The organism is Actinosynnema sp. NPDC020468 (assembly GCF_040642015.1).
In the GTDB taxonomy this organism is placed as follows: Bacteria; Actinomycetota; Actinomycetes; order Mycobacteriales; family Pseudonocardiaceae; genus Actinosynnema.
This window is the reverse complement of sequence record NZ_JBFAEO010000013.1, coordinates 78,905-95,976: the sequence shown is the minus strand read 5'-3', so window position 1 is coordinate 95,976 and position 17,072 is coordinate 78,905. Positions and strand designations below refer to the sequence as shown.

The 17,072-nt window shown below is 72.6% G+C and carries 18 protein-coding genes; 5 read left to right on the top strand and 13 right to left on the bottom strand.

What is annotated here, in order from left to right; translation table 11 throughout:
• Window positions 1-81 precede the first annotated feature (81 nt).
• The 4 genes from AB0G50_RS12305 to hisD are packed head-to-tail and all read right to left on the bottom strand — an operon-like array spanning window position 82 to window position 3,255.
• A complete protein-coding gene (locus AB0G50_RS12305) occupies window positions 82-240 on the bottom strand; it encodes a hypothetical protein (RefSeq protein WP_360105975.1) in 159 nt (52 codons plus the stop codon).
• Window positions 240-842, bottom strand: a complete 603-nt coding sequence (gene hisB, locus AB0G50_RS12300; RefSeq protein WP_360105972.1) for an imidazoleglycerol-phosphate dehydratase HisB — start codon at window positions 840-842, stop codon at window positions 240-242. The genes AB0G50_RS12305 and hisB overlap by 1 nt, the downstream gene beginning before the upstream one ends.
• Window positions 839-1,942: a histidinol-phosphate transaminase gene (locus AB0G50_RS12295; protein ID WP_360105969.1), complete on the bottom strand. Its 1,104-nt coding sequence runs from the start codon at window positions 1,940-1,942 to the stop codon at window positions 839-841. Before AB0G50_RS12295 ends, hisB begins: the two co-directional genes overlap by 4 nt.
• Window positions 1,939-3,255: a histidinol dehydrogenase gene (gene hisD / locus AB0G50_RS12290; protein WP_360105966.1), complete on the bottom strand. Its 1,317-nt coding sequence runs from the start codon at window positions 3,253-3,255 to the stop codon at window positions 1,939-1,941. Before hisD ends, AB0G50_RS12295 begins: the two co-directional genes overlap by 4 nt.
• 150 nt (window positions 3,256-3,405) lie before the next feature.
• On the opposite strand from hisD, the gene AB0G50_RS12285 reads away from it, so the two are divergent.
• Entirely contained in the window at window positions 3,406-4,701 is a 1,296-nt protein-coding gene (locus AB0G50_RS12285; protein WP_360105963.1) for a M14 family metallopeptidase, read from the top strand.
• On the opposite strand, the gene AB0G50_RS12280 is transcribed toward AB0G50_RS12285, so the two are convergent.
• Both AB0G50_RS12280 and AB0G50_RS12275 read right to left on the bottom strand, forming a co-directional pair.
• Window positions 4,682-5,863 carry an aminotransferase class V-fold PLP-dependent enzyme gene (locus tag AB0G50_RS12280; RefSeq protein WP_360105960.1) on the bottom strand — a complete coding sequence of 394 codons (1,182 nt, stop codon included), beginning with the start codon at window positions 5,861-5,863 and terminating at the stop codon, window positions 4,682-4,684. The two genes, AB0G50_RS12285 and AB0G50_RS12280, sit on opposite strands and share 20 nt — an antisense overlap.
• The gene (locus tag AB0G50_RS12275) at window positions 5,848-7,395 is read right to left on the bottom strand and encodes an ABC transporter substrate-binding protein (protein WP_360105957.1); all 1,548 of its coding nucleotides are present in this window, start codon (window positions 7,393-7,395) and stop codon (window positions 5,848-5,850) included. Before AB0G50_RS12275 ends, AB0G50_RS12280 begins: the two co-directional genes overlap by 16 nt.
• A 29-nt stretch (window positions 7,396-7,424) precedes the next feature.
• Between AB0G50_RS12275 and AB0G50_RS12270 the strand changes: the two genes are divergently transcribed.
• A complete protein-coding gene (locus AB0G50_RS12270) occupies window positions 7,425-8,204 on the top strand; it encodes a carbon-nitrogen hydrolase family protein (RefSeq protein ID WP_360105954.1) in 780 nt (259 codons plus the stop codon).
• 117 nt (window positions 8,205-8,321) lie between these two features.
• Complete coding sequence (locus tag AB0G50_RS12265; protein WP_360105951.1) at window positions 8,322-8,636, top strand: PRC-barrel domain-containing protein; 315 nt, start codon at window positions 8,322-8,324, stop codon at window positions 8,634-8,636.
• A 46-nt stretch (window positions 8,637-8,682) separates the two neighbouring features.
• Here AB0G50_RS12265 and nadC read toward each other — a convergent pair whose 3' ends face one another.
• Genes nadC through nadA form a run of 3 tightly spaced genes read right to left on the bottom strand, consistent with a single transcriptional unit; the run spans window position 8,683 to window position 12,139 of the window.
• Window positions 8,683-9,516, bottom strand: coding sequence for a carboxylating nicotinate-nucleotide diphosphorylase (nadC, locus tag AB0G50_RS12260; RefSeq protein ID WP_360105948.1), 834 nt, complete (start codon window positions 9,514-9,516; stop codon window positions 8,683-8,685).
• A complete protein-coding gene (locus AB0G50_RS12255; RefSeq protein ID WP_360105945.1) occupies window positions 9,513-11,123 on the bottom strand; it encodes an L-aspartate oxidase in 1,611 nt (536 codons plus the stop codon). Before AB0G50_RS12255 ends, nadC begins: the two co-directional genes overlap by 4 nt.
• Window positions 11,120-12,139 (bottom strand): quinolinate synthase NadA, encoded by a 1,020-nt coding sequence (nadA, locus tag AB0G50_RS12250; RefSeq protein WP_360105942.1) that lies wholly within the window; start codon window positions 12,137-12,139, stop codon window positions 11,120-11,122. Before nadA ends, AB0G50_RS12255 begins: the two co-directional genes overlap by 4 nt.
• 70 nt (window positions 12,140-12,209) lie before the next feature.
• Between nadA and AB0G50_RS12245 the strand changes: the two genes are divergently transcribed.
• Window positions 12,210-12,902: an NUDIX domain-containing protein gene (locus AB0G50_RS12245; RefSeq protein WP_360105939.1), complete on the top strand. Its 693-nt coding sequence runs from the start codon at window positions 12,210-12,212 to the stop codon at window positions 12,900-12,902.
• On the top strand, window positions 12,899-13,564 hold the full coding sequence (locus tag AB0G50_RS12240; protein ID WP_360105936.1) for an LON peptidase substrate-binding domain-containing protein: 666 nt from the start codon (window positions 12,899-12,901) through the stop codon (window positions 13,562-13,564). The genes AB0G50_RS12245 and AB0G50_RS12240 overlap by 4 nt, the downstream gene beginning before the upstream one ends.
• Before the next feature lie 886 nt (window positions 13,565-14,450).
• Here the strand turns inward: AB0G50_RS12240 and AB0G50_RS12235 are convergent.
• From AB0G50_RS12235 to bioD, 4 genes are all read right to left on the bottom strand, one after another.
• Window positions 14,451-15,014 (bottom strand): DUF2567 domain-containing protein, encoded by a 564-nt coding sequence (locus AB0G50_RS12235; RefSeq protein ID WP_360105933.1) that lies wholly within the window; start codon window positions 15,012-15,014, stop codon window positions 14,451-14,453.
• A 34-nt stretch (window positions 15,015-15,048) separates the two neighbouring features.
• Window positions 15,049-15,237: a hypothetical protein gene (locus tag AB0G50_RS12230; protein ID WP_360105930.1), complete on the bottom strand. Its 189-nt coding sequence runs from the start codon at window positions 15,235-15,237 to the stop codon at window positions 15,049-15,051.
• Entirely contained in the window at window positions 15,234-16,250 is a 1,017-nt protein-coding gene (bioB, locus tag AB0G50_RS12225) for a biotin synthase BioB (protein ID WP_360105927.1), read from the bottom strand. The genes AB0G50_RS12230 and bioB overlap by 4 nt, the downstream gene beginning before the upstream one ends.
• Before the next feature lie 82 nt (window positions 16,251-16,332).
• Window positions 16,333-17,049, bottom strand: a complete 717-nt coding sequence (bioD, locus tag AB0G50_RS12220; RefSeq protein WP_360105924.1) for a dethiobiotin synthase — start codon at window positions 17,047-17,049, stop codon at window positions 16,333-16,335.
• Window positions 17,050-17,072: the final 23 nt, after the last annotated feature.

Here is a 17,072-nt window from a genome sequence, read left to right as displayed (position 1 = left end):
CAAGACGCCACTCAGCCCCCTCGCGCCAAGCTCGGCATGGAGCGAGAGGGCTGGTGGATGACCTGTTCGGGTGGTGGAGGTTCAGCCGACCAGCCAGGCGATCGCGCCGCCCACCGACACCACGACGAGGACGGCCAGGGCGAGGGAGAGCGCCCTGACCGTCTTCCACGTCGCGTACACGCCGCCCGCCAGGAAGCCGGCCAGCGCCAGCAACCCGATGACGACGACTTCCTTCGACATCAGAGGACGCCCTTGGTGGACGGCACGACGCCCGCCACGCGCGCGTCCGGCTCGACCGCCGCGCGCAGGGCACGCGCGATCGCCTTGTACTCCGCCTCGGTGATGTGGTGCGGGTCGCGGCCGTACTCGACGCGGACGTGCAGGGCGATGCCCGCGTGGAAGGCCAGCGAGTCGAACACGTGCCGGTTCAGCACGAACGGGTAGTTGTTGCCGATGGTGAACGTGTTGAACTGCTCCGGCTCGCCGACGTGCACGCAGTACGGCCGGCCCGACACGTCCACCGCGGCGTGCGCCAAGGTCTCGTCCATCGGGATCCAGGCGTCGCCGAACCGGCGGATGCCCTTCTTGTCCCCCAACGCCTCGCGCAGCGCCTGACCCAGCACGATCGCCACGTCCTCGACCGTGTGGTGGGCGTCGATCTCCACGTCACCCGTCGCCCGCACCACCAGGTCGAACGACCCGTGCACGCCCAGCGCGGTGAGCATGTGGTCGTAGAACGGCACACCCGTGTCGATCTCGACCTGGCCCGACCCGTCGAGGTCGATCTCCACGTACACCGAGGATTCCCTCGTGGCGCGCTCCACCTTGCCGACCCGGCTCACCGGCCGACCTCCTTGCTCGCAGTGAGGAACGCGTCGTTCTCCTCCGGGGTGCCCACGGTGACCCGCAGGTGCCCGGGGATGCCCACGTCCCGGATCAGCACACCACGGTCCAAATAGGACCGCCACGTCTCCCGGGCGTCCTCGAACCACCCGAACAGCACGAAGTTCGCGTCGCTGGGAACGACGTCGAAACCCCAGCCCGCCAACGTCTCCACCACGCGGTCGCGCTCGGCGGCCAGCTTCGCCACCGAACCCAGCGTGTCCTCGGCGTGCCGCAACGCCGCCCGTGCGGCGGCCTGCGTCAGCGCGGACAGGTGGTAGGGCAGGCGCACCAGCAACAGCGCGTCGACCACGGCGGGCGCTGCGGCCAGGTAGCCGAGTCGGCCGCCGGCGAACGCGAACGCCTTGCTCATGGTGCGGCTGACGATCAGCTTCTCGGGGTAGTCCGCGAGCAGCGTCACCGCACTGGGCCGCGACGAGAACTCCGCGTACGCCTCGTCGACCACGACCACGCCGGGCGCGGCCTCGATCAAAGCCCGCAACTCCTCGGTCGGCACGCTCTGGCCGGTCGGGTTGTTGGGGCTGGTCACGAACACCACGTCCGGCCGCCGAGCAGCCACGATCCCCGCAGCGGCCTCGGTGTCCAACGAGAAGTCCGACCGGCGCGGCGTCGGCGCCCACTCGGTGCGGGTGCCGGCGGCGATGATCGGGTGCATCGAGTACGACGGCTCGAAGCCCAGCGCGGTGCGGCCCGGGCCGCCGAACGCCTGGAGGATCTGCTGGAGGATCTCGTTGGAACCGTTGGCCGCCCACAGGTTCCGCGACGTCAACGGCACGCCGGTCGCCGACGCCAGGTACGCGGCCAGGTCCTCGCGCAGCGCCACCGCGTCCCGGTCCGGGTACCGGTGCAGCTCGCCCGCGATCTCCGCGACCTCGGCCACCACCTCCGCCACCAGCGCCTCGGACGGCGGGTACGGGTTCTCGTTGGTGTTCAAGCGGACCGGCACGTCCAGCTGCGGCGCGCCGTACGGGGTGCGCCCCCGCAGGTCCTCGCGCAGCGGCAGGTCGGACAGCTCGACCCGGTCCCCGACGGGCCTCACGAGGGGAACCTCGCCGTCACGGCCTCACCGTGCGCCGGCAGGTCTTCCGCGTTGGCCAGCGCGACGACCTTCGAGGCCACCTCGCGCAGCGCGTCCTCGCTGTAGTCGATCACGTGGATGCCGCGCAGGAACGTCTGCACCGACAACCCCGACGAGTGCCGCGCGCAGCCACCGGTCGGCAACACGTGGTTGGAGCCCGCGCAGTAGTCGCCCAGCGACACCGGCGAGTGCGCCCCGACGAACACCGCGCCCGCCGCCCGGACCCGGGCCGCCACGCCGCGCGCGTCGGCCGTCTGGATCTCCAGGTGCTCGGCCGCGTACACGTCGACCACCCGCAGCCCTTCGTCCACAGTGGACACCAATACGGCACCGGACTGCTTGCCGGTCAACGACGTCCGCACCCGCTCGTGGTGCTTGGTCGCGGCGACCCGGCGCGCGAGCTCCGCGTCCACCGCGTCCGCCAACGACTCCGACGTGGTCACCAGCACGCTCGCGGCCAGCGGGTCGTGCTCCGCCTGGGAGATCAGGTCCGCCGCCACGTGCGCGGGGTCGGCCGTCTCGTCGGCCAGGATCGCGATCTCGGTCGGCCCGGCCTCGGAGTCGATCCCGATCAGCCCGCGCAGCAACCGCTTCGCGGCCGTCAGGTACACGTTGCCGGGTCCGGTGACCAGGTCCACCGGCTCCAGCACGCCGCCGTCGGTGTCCACGCCGCCGTACGCGAGCAGCGCCACCGCCTGTGCGCCGCCCACGGCCCACACCTCGGTCACGCCCAGCAGCGCCGCGGCGGCCAGGATCGTCGGGTGCGGCAGACCGCCGAAGTCGGCCTGCGGCGGCGAGCACACCACCAGCGACTCGACGCCGGCGAGCTGCGCCGGCACCACGTTCATCACCACGCTCGACGGGTACACGGCCAGTCCGCCGGGCGCGTAGAGGCCCACCCGGGCCACCGGCACCCAGCGCTCGGTCACCGTGCCGCCGGGCACGACCTGGGTCGTGGTGTCCACCCGCCGCTGGTCGGCGTGCACGCGACGGGCGCGCGCGATCGACTCCTCCAGCGCGGCGCGGACCTCCGGGTCCAGTTCGGCCAGCGCACGGTCGAGTTCGGTCAGCGGGACGCGCACGCTCGCGGGGCGCACCCGGTCGAACTTCTCCGTGTACTCCAGCACCGCGTCGACACCGCGTTCGCGCACCGCCTCGACCACCGGTCGCACCTGATGCAGGACCGCGTCCACGTCCACCTCGGCGCGCGGCAGCGTGGCGCGCAGTGCGGTCGGCGACGGGACACGACCTCGCAGGTCGATGCGGTTGAGCATGTCCACAAGGGTAAGCGGTGCCCTATTCGGTCAACTGTCAGCCCGGGCGGAAGTGGTGAACCCGACAAACGGCGGCTTACCGGTCGGGTGACGACCAGGCCACGCTGCGTGTGCAACTCCGTCGCAAACCCTGCTGATGATGGAGGACCCATGTTCACCAAGCGCCGCGGCCTCGTGGCCGTAGCGATCGGCGCGTGCCTGGCCCTGCTGGCGCCGGCGTACACCGGCGTCGCCGAACCGGCCACCGCCAAGACCGGGCGAACCCTGTTCGAGGTCACCGCGCCCGACTCCGCGGCGCGCACCAAGGTCGCGCGCACCGGCGTCGACGTGCTCGGGCAGAACAAGGACGTGCTGACCGTCGCGGCCGAGCCGTTCCAGCAGTTCGCGCTGCGCGCCACCGGCCTGAAGGTCAAGTCGCTCGGCGACTACGAGGCCCAGCTGGCCGCGCTCGGCAAGTCCGACTTCACCGACCGCGAGGTCGGCGCGCTGGACTTCCCGTCCGGCTACACCGGGTACCACAACTACGCGGAAACCGTCGCGGAGCTGAACCAGACGGTGACCGACCACCCGAACCTGGTGAAGCTCCAGAGCATCGGCAAGTCCTACGAGGGTCGCGACCTCTGGGCGCTGAAGATCAGCAACAGCCCGAACACCGACCAGGCCAAGCCCGAGGTCCTGTTCACCTGCAACCAGCACGCCCGCGAGCACCTGACCGTCGAGATGTGCCTGCGCATCATCAAGCAGTACACCGACGGCTACGCCACCAACGCCTCGATCAAGGCGCTGGTGGACAGCCGGGAGATCTGGGTCGTGCCGAGCGTGAACCCGGACGGCGCCGAGTACGACATCGCGTCCGGCTCGTTCCGGTCGTGGCGCAAGAACCGGCAGCCCAGCGCGACCGACCCGAACCGCAACTGGGGTTACAAGTGGGGCTGCTGCGGCGGTTCCAGCGGCAGCGTGTCCTCCGAGACCTACCGCGGGCCGTCCGCGTTCTCCGCGCCCGAAACCCAGCGCGTGCGCGACTTCGTGAACTCGCGCGTGGTCGGCGGTGTGCAGCAGATCAAGTCGCACATCGACTGGCACACCTACTCGGAGCTGATCCTGTGGCCCTACGGCTACACGACCGCCGACACCGCTCCCGGCCTGGACGCGAACCAGGCCAAGGCGTTCTCCACGCTGGGCAAGCAGATGGCCGCCAAGAACGGCTACACGCCCGAGCAGTCGTCCGACCTGTACATCACCGACGGCTCGGTCAACGACTGGATGTGGTTCCAGCACAAGATCTGGAGCTACACCTTCGAGATGTACCCGACCTCCAGCGGCGCGGGCGGGTTCTACCCGCGCGACACCCAGATCGCGCCGCAGACCAGCCGCAACGACAGCGCGGTCGAGCTGTTCCTCCAGTACTCGGACTGCGTGCCGCGGATCATCGGGCAATCCTGCTGACCCGCTCCACGGCCTGATCCAGCTGCGCGGGCTCGACGAAGTAGTGGGGCGACGCCCTGACCACCGAGTCGAGCCCGCGCCGGGTCATGTCCAGCCGGGTCGACCCGACGTAGCTCACCGTGACGATCACCCCCGCCGCCGCCAGCAGGTCCTTGACCTCCTCGGCGTGCCGGCCCTCGACGGTGAACGTCACCAGCCCGGCGTCGCCGAGGTCGGTCACCCGCACCCCGTCGAGCGCCCGCAACCCCTCGCGCAGGTGCGCGGACCGGGACCGCACCGCGTCCCGGATCGCGGGCAGGCCCAGGTCCAGCGCGTACTCGGCGGCCTTGATCAACCCCAGCCGGTCGGCGACCGAGCACTCCCACAGCTCGAACACCCGGGCGTCCTCGCGCAGCGCGTAGTCGGCCGGACCGGTCCAGTCACCGCTGTGCAGGTCGACCAGCCGGGGCCGCAGCCGGTCCCGCGCCTGCCTCCGGACCACCAGCACGCCGGTGCCGCGCGGACCGCGCAACCACTTGCGGCCGGTGGCCGAGATCAGGTCCACGCCCCGGGCCTCGACGGCGAGGTCCAGCTGACCGGCCGACTGGCACGCGTCCAGCAGCACGAGCGCACCCACCTCGTGCGCCGCCTCGACCACCTCGCGCACCGGGTTCACCAGGCCGCCGTTGGTCGGCACGTGCACCAGGGACACCAGCTTCACCGCGGGCGTCAGCACCGCCTTCAACGCCTCGAGGTCCACCCGCCCGTCGGGCGCGGACGGCACGACGTCCACGGCCACGCCGTCCAGCTTCGCCCGGTGCAGGATCGGCACCGCGTTGCCCGCGTACTCGGCCTCGGTGATCACCACCCGGTCGCCCGGACCGAGCGGCACCGCGTCGAACACCGCGAGCCACGAGCGGGTCGCGCTGTCGGTGAACGCGATCTCGTCCGGTTCGGCGCCGAACAGCCGGGCGAGCACCCGGTAGCCGTCGGCCAGGTCGTCGGCGCGCTCGCGGGCCGCCACGTACCCGCCGACCTCGGCCTCCCGGCGCAGGTGGGACACCACCGCGTCGAGCACCGGCGTTGGCGGCAGCGAGGAGCCCGCCGAGTCCAGGAAGACGCGGTCGAGCGCGCCGGGGGTGTCCGCGCGGGCGCGGGCGAGGTCGATCACTTCGCCGTCCACTTCTCCAGGTTCCACCACGGCCCCCAGGACAGCGGGCCGTGCACGTCCGGGTCCACGACTTCCTGGTACCCGGTCCAGTTGTCCCGCAGCACGTAGGTGTGCTGCACCGCGGCCAGCACCACCATGCCCGGCCCGGTCACCCACGCGCGCTGCAACCGCTTGTACGCCACCGCGCGCTGACCGGGGTCGGTCAGGTCGCGCCCGGCGTCCAGGGCCGCGTCGACCGCCGCGTTCGAGTAGCCGAACGGGTTGCCGGTGTGCAGCGCCGCGTACAGCGACAGGTCCGGGTCGTAGGGGTTGCCGCCGCCGTAGAGCAGCGCGTCCACGCCGAGCCGCGGCGAGATCGCGTCCCAGCCGAGCCCGGCCAACTGCACGTCCACGCCGACCGCCTTCGCGTCGGCCGCGAACGCCGTCGCGAGGTCGGCCCGCACCACGTCGCCGATCGGGTACATCAGGGTGAACCGGGCGACCACGCCGGCCTTGGCGCGCAACCCGTCCGCGCCGCGCGCCCAGCCCGCCTGGTCCAGCAGCACCTCGGCCTGGGACTTGTCGTAGGCGAACACCGCGTCGGTGGCGGTGAACTCGGCGGGCGTCTCCGGCACCGGCGTGCTCAGCGGGGTGCCCTTGCCGCCGAGCAGGCTGTCCACCGCGCCCTTGCGGTTCGCCGCGAGGTTCAGCGCGAGCCGCACCGCCGCGTCACCGGTCACCGGACCGGGCGGCAGCGTCACCGCGCGCACGTCGGACGACCGGTGCGCCACGGACTTGAAGTCGCTGTTCGAGGCGAAGCCCGCGGCCAACCGCGGCGGCAGCTCCGTGCCGTCGAACTCGCCCGCCTGCATGCGCTGCGCGCGGGTGTTGTCGTCCGGCACGAACACCACGGTCACCTTGCGCACCTTGGGCTCGCCGCCGTCGAAGTAGGTCGGGTTCGCCTGGAGGACCAGCCGGTCGCCCTTCTTCCAGTCGGCGACCTTGTACGGCCCGGTGCCGACCGGCTTCACCTCCGCCAGCGGCACGCCGAACGCCTCGCTCGGCAGCACGCCCAGCACCAGCAGGTTCGGGAACGCCGCCCACGGCTTGGCCAGCGCGAACCGGACCGTGTGCGTGTCCAGCTGCTCGACGCCGGTCAGCCGGGCGAACGAGGACCGCTCGGTCGAGCCCGACGCCGGGTCCAGCAGCGCCTTGTAGGTCGCGACCACGTCCTCCGGGCCGAACGTCGTGCCGTCGGTGAACGTCACGCCGTCGCGCAGCTTCACCGTCCAGGACAGGCCGTCGGCACTCGGCGTCGGCGACTCGGCGGCCAGCTTGGGCCGCAGCGAGCCGTCCGCGCGGTGCTCGACCAGACCGTCGTAGATCTTGGCGGCGCCGTGCCTGCCGTACCCGAGCAGCGGGTTCAGCGTGGTCGGCTCGGCGCTGTCCGCGAGCACGATCGTGCTGCCGTCGGCGGTGCCCTCCGCGCCCGGTGTGGCCGTGCCCGTGCAACCCGCCAGAAGGACGAGGGTCAGGACCGCCAGCGGGGGCAACAGGGAGCGCACGAGTGCCGACACTACCTAGAGTGGGGGGCATGCGTGTCGCGCTCTGCCAGATCGCCTCGTCCACCGACCCGGCCGCGAACCTGGACCTGGTCCGGTCGCACGTCGCCTCGGCCGCCGCGCGCGGAGCCCGCGTCGTGGTGTTCCCCGAGGCCACGATGTGCCGGTTCGGCGTGTCGCTCGGTCCGGTCGCGGAGCCGTTGGACGGGCCGTGGGCGACCGCCGTCCGCGCGGTGGCGGTCGAGCACGGCGTGGTCGTCGTCGCCGGCATGTTCACCCCGTCGCCGGACGGCCGGGTGGCGAACACCCTGCTCGCGACCGGCGCGGACCTGCACGTGGGCTACGACAAGATCCACCTGTTCGACGCGTTCGGGTTCACCGAGTCGGACACCGTCGCGCCGGGCGCCAAGCCCGTGGTGATCGAGGTCGACGGGGTCACCCTCGGGCTCGCGACCTGCTACGACGTCCGGTTCCCCGGCCTGTTCCACGCGCTGGCCGACGAGGGCGCGACGGCCGTGGTGCTCGTCGCGTCGTGGGGCGCGGGTCCGGGCAAGGTCGAGCAGTGGGACCTGCTCGTGCGGGCGCGCGCGCTGGACAGCACGACGTGGGTGCTGGCGTGCGGGCAGGCCGACCCCGGCGTGGACCACGGCGGCGCGCCGACGGGCGTCGGGCACAGCGCGGTTGTCGGGCCGCTGGGCGGGGTGGTCGACCGGCTGTCGGGCGAACCCGGCGTGCTGGTGGCGGACGTCGACACGGCGTCGGTCGAGCAGGCCCGGCGCACGCTGCCCGTGCTGGCCAACCGGCGACTGTGACCTCTGCTCCACCCGAGGGGTGGACGCGGCACGTTCGAGTGAAAGCCCGGGCGCACGGGTGTGCCCGGGGTACCCGAGTGGACGCAGGACCGAACAACGGAAGGGAGAAGGCCGTTGATGAACCAGGCCGACTTGAACCGCTTGTACGACTGCGAAGTGATCGACAGGCAGGGAGTGAAGATCGGTTCGCTCAAGCAGGTGTGGCTCGACGACCGGAGCGGCCGGCCGCAGTGGGCCTCGGTGCACACCGGGTTCCTGGGGCTCGGCGAGGCGTTCGTGCCGTTGCGCGGCGCGCGCGTCGGCTCCGGGATGATCACCGTGCCGGTGGCGAAGGAGCAGGTGGCGGACTCGCCGCGGCTCGACGTCTCGGACCGCCACATGTCCGAGGAGCAGCAGGGCCGACTGGCCGCGCACTACGGCGTGCCGGCGTGAGCGCAGGCCCTCCCCCTTCTCCGGGGGGAGGGCCGCTCTCCCGGCTTCAGCGCAGGTCCATCCCCAGGTCGAGCGCCGGCGCGGAGTGCGTCAGGCCGCCGACCGCGAGGTAGTCGACACCGGTTTCGGCGTACGCGCGCGCCACGTCGAGCGTGAGCCCGCCGGAGGCCTCCAGCTTCACGCCCTGGGCCCGCCGCACGGCCTCCGCGCAGTCGGCGACCGTGAAGTTGTCCAGCAGCACCAGTTCCGCGCCCTGCGCGACGGCTTCGTCCAGCTGGGCCAGGGAGTCCACCTCGACCTCGCACGGCAGGTGCGGCGCGTGCGCGCGGACCTGGCGCAGCGCCTCGGTCACCGAGCCGGCCGCCTGCACGTGGTTGTCCTTGATCAGCACCGCGTCGCCCAGGCCCAGCCGGTGGTTGACGCCGCCGCCCGCGCGGACCGCGTACTTCTCCAGCAACCTCAAGCCGGGCAACGTCTTGCGGCTGTCCCGCACCTTGGCGCCGGTGCCCTCCAGGGCCTCGACCCAGGCCGCGGTGAGCGTGGCGATGCCGGACAGGTGGCACACCAGGTTCAGCGCGGTGCGCTCGGCGGTGAGCAGCCCGCGCACCGGTCCGCGCAGCACCAGGGCCGGCTCGCCGGGCACGGCCTTGTCGCCGTCCTCCTTCTGCGCCACCACTTCCACGTCGCCCAGCACGGTGCGGAACACGTGCAGCGCGACCGGGACCCCGGCCAGCACGCCCGCCGCGCGCGGGGTCAACTCGGCCGTGGACACCGCGTCCGCCGGCACGGTCGCCTCGGTCGTCGCGTCGACGCCGTAGCGCAGGTCCTCCTCCAGGGCCGTCGCGACCACCCGCGCGACGTCGTCCCAGTCCAGGCTCATGCCACTCCCCTCGCGACCACGGGGTCGGCCAGCACCGGCTGCCCCGACGGGTTGAGCCGCACGACCTGGCTGCGCGACCAGCCCGCGTCGTCCCGCTCGGTGAAATCGGTCCGCACGTGGCAGCCGCGCGACTCGTGCCGCTGCGCCGCCGCCGCGATCAACGCCCGCGCCGCCAGGGTCAGCGCCGCGTCCTCCACCCGCTGCCGGGTGTCGAGCACCCGGTCCACAGTGGACAGGTCCAGCACCGAGCCGACGACCGCGAGCCCCTCGGCGTCCCGGCCGATCGCCGCGTACCGGCTCATGACGCGCTGCAACGAGTCCCGGTCCGCGACCGGCGCGGTCGGCAGCTCCACGGTGCCGGTCAGCTTCGCCTGCCCGCCGAGCGCGAGGTCGGCCGCCACCGCCTCGGCGGCCCTCGTGCCGACGACCAGGCCCTCCAGCAGGCTGTTGGACGCCAACCGGTTCGCGCCGTGCAACCCGGTCCGCGCCACCTCGCCCGCCGCGTACAGGCCGGGCACGCCGGTGCGTCCGTCCACATCGGACACCACGCCGCCGCAGGCGAAGTGCGCGGCCGGTGCGACCGGGATCGGCTGCGACGACGGGTCCACGCCCGCCGTCACGCACGCCGCGTGCACCGTCGGGAACCGGCGGGCGAAGTCGGAAATGCCCGTCGCGTCGAGGAAGACGTGGTCGTCCACGCCGCCGGGCGCGTTCGCCATGTGCCGGGTGATGGCCGCCGCCACCACGTCGCGCGGCGCCAGGTCCTCCAGCGGGTGCACGCCGCGCATCACGCGCGCGCCGGTCGCGTCGACCAGCACCGCGCCCTCGCCGCGCACCGCCTCGGTGACCAGCGGGCACCGACCGCGCGCGCCCCGGCCCGTGTACAGCACGGTCGGGTGGAACTGCACGAACTCGACGTCCGCCGCCACCGCGCCCGCGCGCATCGCCAGCGCCAGCCCGTCGCCGGTGGCCACCTCGGGGTTCGACGTGGCCTGGTAGAGCTGGCCCAGACCGCCGCTGGCCAGCAGCACGGCGGGCGCGGTCAGCACGCCGGGCACCCCGTTGCCGTCCAGCACCAGCAGGCCGCAGGCCCGACCGAGCGGCGTGCGCACCGCGTCGACCGCGACGTGGTCCTCCAGCACCGGCACCCGACCGTCGGCCGCCGCCGCGAGCAGGGCCCGCTCGACCTCGGCGCCGGTCGCGTCACCGCCCGCGTGCACCACCCGGAACTTGCCGTGCCCGCCCTCGCGGGTGCGGGCGAGCAGCCCGTCCGCGCCGGGGTCGAACACCGCGCCGCGCTCCCGGAGTCGGGCCACCGCCGCCGGTCCGCCCGAGATGATCGCGGTCACCGCGGCCTCGTCGCACAGGCCCGCGCCCGCGACCAGGGTGTCCTGGATATGCGCGTCGACCGAGTCGCCCTCGTCGTGCTGGTCGGGCAGCACGACCGCCACGCCACCCTGCGCCCAGCGGGTGTTGCCGTCGGCCTGACCGGCCTTCGTCACCACCAGCACCCGCAGGCCGAGCTCACGCGCGCGCAGCGCGGCCGTCAGGCCCGCGACACCCGTGCCGACGACGACGAGGTCGGCACGGGCCTCCCACACGGTCATTCCCCGCCGCCGGGCTTGCCGATCTCGATCATGCGCTGCACGGCGCCCTGGGCGCGCTTCGCGGTGTCGAGGTCCACGAACACCTCGTCCTTGCCCTCGCGCAGGCAGCGCAGCAGGGCGGCCGGGGTGATCATCTTCATGTACCGGCACGACGCCCGGTCGTTCACCGCGCGGAAGTCGATCTCCGGCGCGGCCCGGCGCAGCTGGTGCAGCATGCCGATCTCGGTCGCCACCAACACCGTCTTGGCCTTGGTGTCGCGCGCCGCGGTGATCATGTCGCCGGTCGAGAGGATCTTGACCTTCTCCGCCGGCACGGTGCCCTCGCCCGCGAGGTAGAGCGCCGAGGTGGCGCAGCCGCACTCGGGGTGGATGAACAGGTCGGCGTCCGGGTTGGCCGCCGCGCGCTCGGCCAGCTCGGGACCGTTGATGCCGGCGTGCACGTGGCACTCGCCCGCCCAGATGTGCAGGTTCTCCCGGCCGGTCTCGCGCTTCACGTGCGCGCCGAGGAACTGGTCCGGCAGGAACAGCACCTCGCGGTCGGCCGGGATGGACGCCACCACGTCGACCGCGTTCGACGACGTGCAGCAGATGTCCGTCTCCGCCTTCACCTCGGCCGTGGTGTTCACGTAGGACACGACGACGGCGCCCGGGTGCTCGGCCTTCCACTCCCGCAGCTGCGCACCGGTGATCGAGTCGGCGAGGGAGCACCCCGCGCGCTCGTCCGGGATCAGCACGGTCTTGTGCGGCGCCAGGATCTTGGCCGTCTCGGCCATGAAGTGCACGCCGCAGAAGACGATGGTGGACGCGTCGCTCCGGGCCGCGATGCGGCTGAGCGCCAGCGAGTCACCGGTGTGGTGCGCGATGTCCTGGATCTCCGGCAGCTGGTAGTTGTGCGCGAGGATGACCGCGTCCTGCCTGCGCGCCAGCTCGAGCACCTCGTCCCGCCACTCGGCGTCCGGCGCGATGCCGTCGTACGCACCATCGGTGGTCCGCTCCACGTACGCGGTAGCGACCATTTCGGGTCCCTCCTCAGGTTCCGCCGGTTTTCGCCTTTCGGTCGAAAACGTGGCCGATAGTATCAGCCGAATGGGGCTCGCGGGACACGAGGTGCTGGCCGCAGTGCTCCAGGTGAGAGCCGGATCACTCCAGGTCATGCTGTGGGAGCGCGCAAAGGAACCGCACGCTCACCGGTGGTCACTGCCGGGTGGGACGCTCGGCGACCACGAGGACGTCGAGGCGTCGATCCGCCGTCAGCTGGCGGAGAAGGTGGACGTGCGGCAACTGTCGCACGTGGAGCAACTGGCGGTGTTCAGCGCGCCCTCGCGGGTGCCCGGGCTGACCCGCGTGGTGGCGACCGCGTTCCTCGGGCTGGTGCCGTCCTCGCTGGACCCCGTTGTGCCGTCGGACACAGCCTGGTACCCGGTGTCCGCGTTGCCGCCCACGGCGTTCGACCACGAGGCGATCGTGCTGCGGGCGCGGCAGCGGTTGGCGTCGAAGCTGTCGTACACGAACCTGGGTTTCGCGCTCGCGCCGCCGGCGTTCACGATCTCCGCGCTGCGCTCGCTGTACTCGGCGGCGTTGGGGTACAAGGTGTCGGCGACGAACCTCCAGCGCGTGCTGTCCCGGCGCGGGCTGCTGGAGCCGACGGGCGCGACGGCGCCTCCCGGACCGTCCGGCGGGCGACCGGCGGCGCTGTTCCGGTTCGTGTCGCGGGAGATGCGGGTGACCGATCCGTTCGCCGTGCTGCGGCCACCGTCGAGCCGTAGCTTGGGTCCGTGAGACTCCCCCTGTTCCCTCTGGGCACCGTGCTGCTCCCGGGCACTCCCCTGCCGCTGCACGTGTTCGAGCCGAGGTACCGCCAGATGACGGTGGACCTGCTGGCGGGCGACCGCACGTTCGGCGTGATCGCCATCCGCCAGGGCTGGGAGGTGGGCACGGAGAACGTGGCCGCGCTGCACACCGTCGGCTGCACGGCGCTGCTGAAGAAGGCGCAACGCCTCCCCGACGGCCGCTTCGACCTGGAGACGGAGGGAATCCGCCGCTTCCGCCTGCTGTCGGTGGAAACCGACACGGCCCCGTACCTGGTGGGCGAGGTCGAGTGGCTCCCGGACACCCCGCCCCCGCCGGGCGTCGAAGAACTCCTGCCCGCGTTGGCCGAAGGCGCCCGCGCCGCCCACACCCGCTACCGCGAGGTGGCCTGGGAACGCACCCCCCGCACCCCGCCCGCACCCGACACCCCGTACCCGGACCTGGCCTACGCCCTGGCCGCGGACTGCCTGCTGACCCTGGAAGACCGCCAACGCCTCCTGGAAGACCCCTCAGCCGCCCGCCGCCTCCGCCTGATCCGCAAGGTCCTGCACCGCGAAGCGGGCATCCTGAAAGCCCTGCACGCCGTCCCCGCCCCGCTCTCCGAACTGGGCCAATTCCCGCACCGCAACTGAAGGCTCGAACGTCGGCGCTTTCGACGGCGCGGTGATCGACGCGGTGATAGACGCGGTGATCGACGCGGGGCACGCCGGTGGAGGCGCGGCCGGATCCCGGCGATCAACGCAGAGGCCGGCGGTACGGGCGGGCGGTATCGGCGGGCTCGGGGGTGCCGACGCCGGAATGCTCGCGCCAAGACCCGGCACGGCAAGCCCGGCCCGGACGCGCACCAGTCCTGACAGCTCCCGACCGGCACGCGCAAGGTGAAGGCGCAACGCGGCGCGAGGCACCAAGCGAGACCGCTCAGCAGGCGCCCAACGCTCGCGGCCCCATGAACCCACGCCGCCACCAACCCGCCACCCGTCGGCCCCTCCGGCCTCACGCCGACCCGAAGCCCAGGCCTCAGGCCTCAGGCCTCAGGCCTCAGGCCTCAGGCCCACAGTCGCAGCCCCAGCTCCGGCTGTGACTTTGGCTGTGGCCCCGGCTGTGGCGGCTGTGGCTGTGGCGGCTGTGGCGGCAGTCGGCAAGCCGCGCCCGACAACCCCGGCCCGAACACCGCCCGCGCCAACCAAAACGGCGCCGCCGGGCGGCACCCCGCCTGGCGAACGCGGCGGCATTGAAGGATTGTTCTACGTGTCGATTGTTCGCGTGTTGGTTTGCTCTATTGTTCTTGGGTGGGATTGTTCAACAATCCTCTGTTGGGCGTTTCTGATCTCCGGCGCCGTTCGTGGGCGACCTCATCGGCGGCCCGTCCTGCCCGCCGCGCTGATCCCGATCGGCACCCGCATCCCGGCCGGCGCGGACACCGCGGTCCTTGCTCGGCTTCGCGCTCGGGTTCGCGCTGTGCGCGATCCTCGGCGGCTTCGGGGCAGCCGTGGTCGAGCTGAACGGTCAGCCGAGAAATCAGCCCAGCCGACGCCCGAGGTCGTCCATGCCGTTCCACGCGGCCAGGCAGCCGTACGCCAGCGCCGCCGCCAAGGGCCACGCGAGCAGACCCCACCACGTCTCCAGCACGGGCGCCTTCAACAGCACGTCGCCGACCTTGGGCGCGTCCGCCACCGCGTAGTGCCCCGCCGCCGAGCCGACACCGGTCTGCTGGGCCAGGAACGCCGCCGCCACCGACCCGAGCACCGCGCCCAGCATCACCACGGGACCGCGCTTCTCGCGCAGCATCCACACACCGATACCGGTCAACAGCCCGGCCGCCAACCCCAGCAGCACGAACACCATCAACCCGTCGAGCCGGTGGTAGCTCTCCCCGGTCACCGGCACGAGGGTGCCGTCAGCCGCCACGACCACGTTCTGCGCCGGCGCGAGCCACCCCCACACCCACCCCACCGGCAACCCGAGCAGGGCCACCGTGGACAACACGGAGAACGCGGGCAGCAGGTCGCGCTTCACCACCACCCGCGGCCGCGGCGGGTAGTAGTGGTAGACGAATTCGACGCGCTCGTCCAACTCCGCCACGCGCGACCTCCCGAGAACCCGATGCCCCGGAAGGCTACCGCGCGGACGCGATCTCGCCGTGTCGGCTGCACCTCGCGGTCCAGCCGGTCGGCGTCACCTGCACCACCATCCGCCGCGCGCACTCGCCGCAGTAGCGCGGCGGGTCGATCACGGCCAGCCGGGAGGCACACGCGGAGTGGTCCTTCCCGGACTCCGCGACACCGCAGTAACCGCAGTAGCTCACAGCGTCTTGCTCAGTTCCTTGATGGGCATGGACAGCTCGCCCAGCATGTCGAGGTCGGCCTGCGCGGGACGGCCGAGGTTGGTCAGGTAGTTGCCGACGATGATCGCGTTGATCCCGCCGAGCATGCCCTGCTTCGCGCCGAGGTCGCCCAACGTCAACTCCCGCCCGCCCGCGAACCGCAGGATCGTGCGCGGCAGCGCCAACCGGAACGCGCCGATCGTGCGCAGCGCCTCGGGACCTTCCACGACGTCGTAGTTCTCGTACGGCGTGCCGGGGTTGGGGATGAGGAAGTTCATCGGCACCTCGTCCGGCTCCAACGACGCGAGCTGCACGGCGAACTCGGCGCGCTGCTCCAGCGTCTCGCCCATGCCGATGATCCCGCCGCAGCACACCTCCATGCCCGCGTCGCGCACCATCGTCAACGTCTCCCAGCGCTCCTCCCAGGAGTGCGTGGTGACGACGTTCGGGAAGTGCGAGCGCGCGGTCTCCAGGTTGTGGTTGTAGCGGTGGCAGCCCATCTCCACCAGCTCGTCCACCTGCTCCTGGGTCAGCATCCCGAGCGAGCACGCGATCTGGATGTCGTTGCCGTCCGCGCGGATCGCCTTGATGCCGTCGCGCACCTGCGAGAGCAGCCGCTTGTCCGGACCGCGCACCGCGGCCACGATGCAGAACTCGGTCGCGCCGGTCTCGGCGGTCTGCCGGGCCGCGCGCACCAGGCCCGGGATGTCCAGCCACGCCGACCGCACCGGGGAGGGGAACTGGCCGGACTGCGAGCAGAAGTGGCAGTCCTCGGGGCACCCGCCGGTCTTGAGCGACACGATGCCCTCGACCTCGACCTCCGGGCCGCACCAGCGCATCCGCACCTCGTGCGCGAGCGCGAGCAGCTCCGGGATCCGGTCCTCGGGCAGTCGGAGGACCTCGAGCACCTGCTCCTCGGACAACCCGACGCCCCGCTCCAACACCTGCTCGCGAGCGGTGTGGAGGACATCGACCTGTTCAGGGGCTGCGGTCACGACATCTCCTCTGGCGTCCGGCTGCGGTCGGGGGCAAGTCTGCCGCACCCGACTCTCCGTCACCGAGCGACGTGCGTCACGGTCAGCAGGTGTGCGGCGCGGCGAACTTCTCCGGGTCGAACGTACCGCCGAACCACGGCGACAGGCCCTCCCGCGCCACGTCCTGGAACTCCGCCCGCCCCAGCGCGCCCGCGCCGTCCGGCAGCACGCCCAGCAGCGGCGCGCCGGCCGCCTCGGGCAGGTCGACCAGGTTGCACAGCGCCGCGAGGTCGGGCTCGGCGGGCCACCGGCCCACCACCACGCCCACCGACTCGATTCCCCGGCGCAGCAACGCCTCCGCGGTCAGCGCGGTGGTGTTCAGGGTGCCCAGACCGGCGTGCGCGACGACCAGCACCGGCGCGTTGAGCGCCCACGCGGCGTCCGCGATCGTGGTGCCCTCGTCGTCGAACCGGACCAGCAGCCCGCCCGCGCCCTCGACCAGCACGAGGTCGTGCGCCTCGCCCAGCGCGACGGCGGCCGCCGCCACGTCCGACGGGTGCACGGTCGGCAGCCCGGACCGGCGCGCGGCGGTCGCGGGCGCCAGCGGCTCGGGGTAGCGGCGGAGCTCACGCGTGGTGACCGGACCCGCCAACCGCTCGACCTCCGCGAGGTCACCCGGCTCCCCGGCCGCGATGCCCGTCTGCGCCGGTTTCAGCACCGCGACGCGGCGGCCCTCGGCGACCGCGAGCGCGGCCAGTGCCGCGACGACAACCGTCTTCCCGACCTCTGTGCCGGTGCCCGTGATCACCAGGACGCTCACGGGCACTCACCCTACGACTACAC